The 8569-nt window shown below is 52.7% G+C and carries 4 protein-coding genes; all 4 read left to right on the plus strand.

Going from position 1 to position 8569, the window contains the following annotated elements; translation table 11 throughout:
* The first annotated feature begins 595 nt into the window (after window positions 1–595).
* On the plus strand, window positions 596–1405 hold the full coding sequence (locus NB063_RS24855) for a hypothetical protein (protein WP_250931737.1): 810 nt from the start codon (window positions 596–598) through the stop codon (window positions 1403–1405).
* A 299-nt stretch (window positions 1406–1704) separates the two neighbouring features.
* The gene (locus NB063_RS24860; RefSeq protein WP_250931738.1) at window positions 1705–4056 is read left to right on the plus strand and encodes a polysaccharide biosynthesis tyrosine autokinase; all 2352 of its coding nucleotides are present in this window, start codon (window positions 1705–1707) and stop codon (window positions 4054–4056) included.
* Between the two features lie 944 nt (window positions 4057–5000).
* The gene (locus NB063_RS24865) at window positions 5001–6581 is read left to right on the plus strand and encodes an exopolysaccharide biosynthesis polyprenyl glycosylphosphotransferase (protein WP_250931739.1); all 1581 of its coding nucleotides are present in this window, start codon (window positions 5001–5003) and stop codon (window positions 6579–6581) included.
* Window positions 6582–6623: 42 nt separating this feature from the next.
* A complete protein-coding gene (locus NB063_RS24870) occupies window positions 6624–7925 on the plus strand; it encodes an IS256 family transposase (protein ID WP_250931740.1) in 1302 nt (433 codons plus the stop codon).
* Window positions 7926–8569 lie beyond the last annotated feature (644 nt).

Here is an 8569-nt window from a genome sequence, read left to right on the forward strand (position 1 = left end):
CGCTCGTTTGGCGGGCAAAGGACGGCAACTCCGATGGCAGCTGCAACAGCATGCTGAGGCTAATTCGTTTGTTTATCGCAAAATTCGATACGATGCGTGCGTCACAAACCAATCGCCAACGGAACCGGACAGCGATACGGCGTCGGTAAGTCCACGATTGGGGATCGGTGCCGGTTGTGTTGTCCAGTCCAACGACGAAAAGCTGTGGTCCATTCGAATTCTATTTCATCACGCTTGCACCGATGGCGTGGGGGGAATCCGAATTTTCGCAGAGTTTGCCAAGACGTACGCTGAACTAGTTGCGGGTGCAGATCGGGCAGTTGGGAGCGTTCGGCAAACAGCAACAGAGGACAAGCAGGTTCTTGAGTCGAAAGGTCTTGAATCCAGAAGTTCGCCGCCGGATCTGCGAAACCTGTGGACCACCATTCGAGGCAGCAACATCCGCTTTTCACGTCATGGAACCGCTCCATATTCAGTGGACGACTTGCCTGGCCATACCCCACTAGCTCGCCCTTCTGGAGGGGCGTGCACTCAACCTCACATCAAACCTCAACGACCCGAAAAAGTCCTACTTTCTCACAGGGAGGGTGAAGATGTGGATGCACTCGCGTCGTTGGCGAAAGAGCGAGAATCGGTCCGTAATCAACAGGAGCTAACGACCGATCGCGAATTCCAAAGTTCGATTGCATCCATCGATCAATTTCAGAATCGTTGGCGATTGCTATTCACTCCAAAATTCAGCGACAAGATCCGTCGCTATCTGCGCGATCGATCAGTCAATCTGAATGACTGGTCGCTTGCCGTAACCATGCATGTCCTCGCTCAATGCACGTCAGCATCGGCAGCTCCGCGTCGACACATCATGTTGATGAATCCTGTCGAAACTCGCACTTGGGCGCAAAGACGCTGCACAGAAAATCACATTGGGATCGCCTTTTTGCGCCGGACCCACGCGGACGTGAATGATTTTGAGCAGACGCTCGAGTCGATTTCGGAACAAATGCGCAACGTTCGCAAATACGGCACAGCGTCTGAAACCGAAGTCGGTTTATCGATTGCGGAGAGAATTCCGGGATGCCTGAAATTGCTCGAGCGGTTGGGAACGTTCACGCCGACGGCGGCACTGACCTGTCTTGCCAGCTTTCGGCTTGGAAATCGATTTGGTGTCAAACGTCGCAACTCCGGTTTGTGGATCGCCGACGCCGAGTTGGCGGATATTTTTTTTGAGGCGCCGATTCAGGCGGGGGCCGAGCTCTCAACCGCAATTCTGGAATTCGACGGGCGTCTGGCGGTCTCGCTGCGGATGTCCCCGGGCGCACTCAGTTTGAATACGCCAGGGCGTGTGCTCGCCCTTTGGAGCCAGTTTGCGGAAGATGTTCTCTCAAGGGGCCCGAGATGCAAATAGACGCAGCTTCATTTCCATGTCCTGTCTTTAGGGGGTCGCACATGACTTCCGTCAAAACCGGCTCGACAGGTTGTGATTGCTTCTTCCGGCAATTCCCAAGGGGAGTTGCTTTTTAGCTTGACAGTCTGTAGCAGTCGGGTGATTATTGCCGGTTGCTTTTGGGCTAAAAATCGCTTCCGGCGATCAACTCTCGCAATTAGTATTGAGCTTGGTGATTCAACTAGGCTGGAACGAACTGAATGATTATGGCGGAATCGACTGAACAAACCAATCCATCTCGTAGGATCTCAGCGAGTCGCGTGAGCAGTCGTAGTGTCGATCACGAGGAATCAGACTCGCTCGATGTCCTAGAGATATTAAGCCGTCAACGATGGCTTATCATATTTCTTTGCGTGAGTGGTTTGGCGGCAGGAATCGCGTATGCGCTATACACGCCGGTTTGGTACGAGTCGAATGCGTCCATTCTGATTAATCAGAGAAGTGCAGGGCTAAGCGGTGACACGACCGGACAGTCGATTGTCGACGAAGACATTCTGGCAAACCATATCGAACTGATTCAAAGCCGGATGATCGTTGGCGAGGCGCTTGAGCAAAATGATTTGTTAGATCTGGCGTCCGTGACCGCTCAGTTGGATGAATCGAAGCCTGAGTTCGACGCGGTCGATTACGTCATAGAACAACTTGAAGTCGTCAAGGGTGGTGAGGGCTCGGCCAAGGGGGCCCGCAGTTTAAGCGTCACTTTGACTCACACGGATCCTGAGGATGCTCAACTCCTGCTTACATCAGTGATGAAGCGATATGAACAATTCATCATCGCTCAAGTTGAGCAATTGATGGGCCAAGCCAATGAGATGGTCAACCAGGCCAAACAAGAAGTAGAGTCAGAGCTTCTTGCCGCCGAACAGGAGCACCTTAAGTCGCGACAAAATGCTCCGCTGTTCTTCCAAGGTGAGGGTAGCAGTAACGTCTATCAAGACCGGTATCGGCGTCTGCAGGAGGAGCTTCTGGATATCGATATTAAGGAGTCAACGGTTCGCACACGACTCCAGCGTGTTGAAGCAACGCTCGAAGAAATGGACAATTCGGGCGACGCGTTCGATCACCTCGATAAGCTCGCATTGATCGATAGCGAGAGCCTAGAACGCCTGGGTGTTTTTGCAGGTCTGCAAATGAACGCGGCTGATTCACCGGAGTTCAAGGCCGCGATGCCGGCGAAAATGGAGGAAGCACGCACTCAGATCACTCACCTCCTGCAGCTCAACAGCGAAAAACAAAGACTCTCCTCGGTCTTTGGTGCCGCACACCCCAAGGTGCAGGAGCTCGAGAGCGAAATCACGCTGGTCAAGCAGTTCCTGCAAGACAAGCAAGACCTGACCAGTCCCACGTCCGCGTTTGGCGACAGCTCCCTTTCTCCTGAAGGACTGCTGAAAGCATACGTCGGATTCCTGCAGCACGACCTTGCTGCACTCGCCGAGCGACGCAAGGAACTAACTTTCCTGGCAGCCGACTCGGAAACGAAGGCGAAGGAACTGATCGAATATGAACTGACCGACATGATCCTTCAAAAGAAAATATCAAGACAGGAGGCGCTGTTTGACGGAATTGTTCAACAGCTACGCGAACTTGATACTGCGAGTGGCCTAAGCGGATATCTCTATGAGTTTCTCGAAGTCCCACGATTAGGCGTAAAGTCGTGGCCCAAGCTGCCACTGTGTGCACTAGGCGGATTAATGCTGGGGCTATTTGGCGGGCTCGTCCTCGCCGTTGCCAATGATGTTCGGGATGGTCGCTTCCGTTCGGCAGCAGAGCTAGACGAAGCGATTGGGCTTCCTAGCTTGGGTCGAGTCGGGAAATTGAACTCAATCAAGCAGGGTATCTCAGGCCTCGTCGCAGCGGAACTTTCACCCGACGCCGAAGCGTTTCGTTTGGGCCGGACAGTCTTGTTGCCAGACATTCGCCGAGGCGATCTTCGAACGATCGGTTTTACCAGCCCAATGCAGAGTGACGGTAAATCAACCGTGACCTCAAATTTTGCGGTCTCGTTCTCGCAAGTCGGACTGAGAGTGCTAGTGATTGACGCTGATCTCAGACGTCCCAGTGCCCACCGGTTCTTCAGCGTCGATAAGGCGGACGGTCTTTGCGATGTGCTTGAGCGGCGTTTGAATTTTGACGACGCCGTTAAAGAAACCCGTGCCGATAACGTGTTCGTGATGACGGCCGGTTCGGCGAGTTCGATGCCCGCCGAGTTGCTGCAGGCTGAGGCATTAGATCAAGTGCTAGTAACCGCGAGAGAGCAATATGATTTGGTGTTGGTAGACTTGCCACCTGTCTTAGCAGTTTCGGATCCCGTCGTCGTCATGCCGCGATTGGACGGAGGGATCCTCGTGGTTAAGGTCGCGAGCGTGCGTCGAGATGAGGTGATCAACACGCTTCGCCGGATCGAGTCATCGGGCGGCAACTTCGTCGGCTGCATGCTCAACGCCTTCGGCGCCGGCAAGAAATTTGATGCGGATGGAGGCTACTATGGGTACTACCAAAGTGATTACACTCGTTCGGCATCGACCCAACCCAGGACCGTCCGTGCCGGAGCGCCAAATAGTCCTATCGGGGCTTCCGTCGAAGGAGTGAACGGGAAGCCGCCTCAAGCGTAGCAAAGTCTGTACTACTCAGGATGGGGATTGGTCCAGCGAATAGGAATGTCAGAAGAAATCTCAGCACGCGGTTAGGTAGCTTGACGGTCATTGCCTTGCCAAGGCAACCTGGGAATTAAGCGGGTTAGGAGCCATTGGTTTGCAATTGCTGCCGTTTGCCTCCTTGAACGTTGTGTTTTGGCGATCATTTGCGGAGAGAAAGACGTCGGTCTTTCTTGGTTCGTTCTTAAGCTACCGACCCAGAGGGCTTTTCCAAGTCAAATGGCTTGTCTGATTGGACCTCAGCGAACACGGTTTCCAAATGGTCTGCTTCACCACTAACTTCAGATTTACGAGCGTCTTCCGACTATTGTAGGATTCACGCAGGCAGAAAATGGGATAAGACTTGTTCAGAGGCAGTTTTCGGTTAGTAGGTGAGGTTCCACCGTTGAGGATGCAGCTTTTGGGCGCCGTGTTGAATGTGTTTCATTTTCTAGTTTCATGCGAAAATGCGGTGCATTATCGCATGAATTGGCCGAATCGAATCTGGAAAATTCGACGGTTGAGACTACCATATCGACCAACCAGTGGGACTTCGTTGGTTTTGTGCATCGGTCGCACAAGATCGCCGCAACAAAAGTAGTTTGATTGCCCGCTTTCAGTTCAGAAAGCTAAATGCTCGCTTTATGACTTTCCCGCTACGTAGCGATTCATTTGATACGCCCGATTTCACTTCAGCTTGCTCAACAGAACACTTTGTATCAAAAATGCTTTTCAGCGGGTCCATGGAATTCAAGCGTTTCTGCGGCTTCGTGGTCCTCGACATAGAGTAGCTGAAATTTAATTCCCGAATACGCGCTGGCGCATGGAGCGTCGTATAACTGCTTTGATCTTACGGAAGTGCGAGACGCCTCTCGAGCTTAGCGGAACGTTAACGTGCGACCTACTTTCCAAAGACCTACATCATGAAAACAGACAGGGCGGAATTTAGTCGTGTTTCAGCCCCAAGCCAGATGGTTGGTAAATTTGGACAGCCGACAACAACCGCCAAAGAATTTCGCAATAACGCGATTAGTTTCACCGATTTCTCGAGCCAGACAGCGGGTAAGCTTGGCAGAATCCAGTTTTGGAAAGACGTCCAAACAGCAACTCCCTTGATTGTTGTCGATTGGACTGGAAGCTTTTTGGCGACATTGCTGGGCTGGCTAGTCGCGAAATCAATTGGCTGGCAATTCGCTGCATCGACAACTGTTTTGCTTGTCATGATTCCGAGTGTCATGGTGCTTTTTCAGTCGTTGCACGGTGTTTATCCAGGCTGTGGGCTTAACGCTTCGAACGAGTTTCGTCGCAGCTTACGGAGCTGGCTGATGTTATCGGCGAGTCTTGCGGTGGCAGTCGTCGCCGCATCTCCAGTAGAACGCAGTTTAGCGCACGGGCTCTGGGCGGCGTACGTAGCGTTCATGGTGTCACAAATGTTGTTGGTGTGTATACTGCGTCCACTCGTCCGAGCTTATCTGTCAAGATTCGATTGGTGGTGCCAACCGGTACTCATCGCGGGCGATTTCGAGAATTCTGTGCAATTGCACGACAGTCTGGTGGAACACAGAGCGGAAGGGCTTCGGCCAGCAGGCATCCTTTATCAATCGCACAAACACTGGAGTTTGGCGGAACGAAACAGCGATCATCGTTTTATCGGCCCCTTTGACGACCTTGAGGAAATCATGATCGACCAGGGAATATCGAGGCTGTCTGTCACGGACCCCACTTACAAGGTGCGGCAAGGCGAGTGTTTTCTCGACAGTATTCCAAACGTTAGCCTCGCAATCGACGTTGGCGACCACCCCACCGAACGCTCTCGGCTCGTGGGACGAGATGGAGTTGTTGAGATGCATTGTCAAAGCATATTGACAAGCTTTCATGCTAGGGCAATCAAAACGGTTATGGATTACGGTATTGTTTTGTTGACCTTGCCGATCTGGCTACCAGTAATGGTGATGCTAGCACTTGCCGTCAAGCTTGCTGATTTCGGCCCGGTCTTCTACGTACAAGAACGCGTCGGGCAAGGCCGAAAAGCGTATAAGGCGATAAAGTTCCGGAGTATGGTTCGCGATTCCGACCATCGCCTGTCGGAGTATCTCGATCGGCATCCGGAGCTTGCCGAAGAGTGGGAACGCACCCACAAGCTAAAGAGTGACCCAAGAATAACATGGGTCGGTTCGTTCCTGCGGAAAACTAGTCTTGATGAGCTGCCCCAGCTCTTTAACGTGCTTCGGGGCGAGATGAGCTTGGTCGGTCCACGCCCAATCATTGATTGTCACTCCTACGACCGATCGTATATTGACGACCATCCGGATGTATTTAGGCTTTATCAGATGGTCAAGCCTGGTATCACCGGCCTCTGGCAGGTGTCCGGGCGCAATTCACTTCCCTATGCAAAGCGAGTTGAGCTCGACCGCTACTACCTGCGGAACTGGTCCGTCGCGTTCGATATTTTCATTTTATGGCGAACTATCAAGACGGCCCTCCTTCGCGAGGGCGCCTATTGATGCCGGCGGCATTGGTGGGAAAAAATGGCAGCGTCGCAATAATTGTTGAAAGTTGAAAGATGGTCTCCCGGAGGGCAGAATCTGCCCTTCGAAACTTTTCAATTTTCGTCGGTAGCAGCCGACGGGGAGACCATCATGAATGAAGTTAATCTTTTAGAATCTCTGGGGCAAGTTTCAGCCTCGGAAACCGGACAAGTCTTTCGCGACTTTCTGCGAGGGCATGTGCGTGAAATGATCTGTGAAGTCATGGCCGCTGAGGTCACCGATCTGTGCGGTCCGAAGCATGCCCCATCACCGAGCGATCACTATCGGGCGGGCTCCAGTTCAGGCCGCGTCCTGTACGAGGGTGAACGCGAAGAAGTTGTTCGGCCTCGAGTGCGCCAGAAGTCCAGTGACGGCCGCAGTCATGAAGTCGAGTTGAGCACCTACCGGGCTGCCAGAGATCCCGGGCAGCTGCAGGCACAGATCGTTCAAGCGATCGTCTCAGGTGTCAGTTCCAGGAGTGTCCAAGAGATCAAGCCAAATTCTCCTGGTGTCAAAAAGTCCAATGTTTCGCGTCTTTGGCAAGAGGTTGGCAGCAAGTTCATTGAGCAGTTGCGAGGCAAAGATCTCAGTTCAATCACTTGGTGTGCCTTGGTGATCGATGGCATCCGCTTGAGCAAGGATCAAACTGCTGTGGTGGCACTGGGGATCGACAGTGAGGGCCGCAAGCATGTCCTGGACTTTGCACTTGGCAGTAGTGAAAACCTTGAAGTTTCGCGTGAATTGATGAGCCGAATTGTCAAACGCGGTTTCACCTGTGAGCATCGTTTGTACGTGGTTCTCGATGGCAGCGATGCCCTTCGTGACGCCGTGGTTGAGTTCTTTGCTGACGCCGTTATCCAGCGTTGTTTAGTCCATAAGGAACGAAACATCAAAGGCAAGCTCTCGAAGCGTCATTGGGGCGAGCTATCGCGTTTGTTCACACGTCTTCGTAGCGTTCAGGGCATTGAAGCTGCCGAAGAAGTTTTCGGTGAACTGCGCGCGTTCTTGGAACCACTCAACGCCGAGGCGCACAGGAGCCTGCATGAAGCCGGCGAGGATCTTCTCGCACTGCATCGGTTGAATGTCCCGAACACGCTTCATCGTTGTCTTCTGAGTACCAATGCGATCGAGAACTCGTTCCGCACCACGCGCCGTAAACTTGACCGTGTGACACGCTTTCGAGCTGAGACGGATCAAGCGAGTCGCTGGCTCTCGTACGCATTGCTGGAGGCCGAGAAAGGCTTTCGCCGGATCACCGGATGCAAGTCACTTCCGCATCTGCTGGAAGCGTTGGCGAGACCCGAATCAACAACGAGCTGAATTTGCTTTTCCACCTCATGGAGCTCGCCTACGGCGAGCTCCATGAGGTGGGGCTTGTTGCTCACTCCAACCGGATTACTTACCTTTTTACGAGAGAGACCATCACGAGTTTCAACAACAAACGGGACATACCCTCGCGTCTGGGGATGTTTGATTGGGGCCTAAGCGAACTTGCCACTAATCTCCTATCAATTATCAATCGCCTGTCAGATCAGCCTAAGTTCCCCTGGAATCGATCGCTACCAAGCCGACAGCACCCAATCGAATCGGCAAACGTCCTTATAGAAGCTCACGACAATAGGTAGGTTTTCATGCAGAGATGTGGTGTGATTGGTTCCATTCCGCATTGAAATACTTGTTCTCTCTATTGAGCTCAACTCGAGAAGCGAGGAGCAAGCGTCCAGAATGACGCAGAAGGTGTGCTAGTTGCAAAGTAGAAACAGGCACCCAGTCAAACCGGCAGCCGCAATCGCTCTTTTAGCGATGGTAGGGGCGTTTTCTGCCAGGTGTTGTCTTCGGATTTACCCCACGACGAACGCGACCGGAACCTGTGTCGCGAACGATCTATCGGCAGGGCGATTGCGTCACACTGGGTAATCTGCGAAGCTGAGCAAAGGTTCGTGGTTGGGTAGCTGGTTTGCAGC

It is taken from the genome of Aporhodopirellula aestuarii (genome assembly GCF_023701485.1).
GTDB lineage: Bacteria > Planctomycetota > Planctomycetia > Pirellulales > Pirellulaceae > Rhodopirellula > Rhodopirellula aestuarii.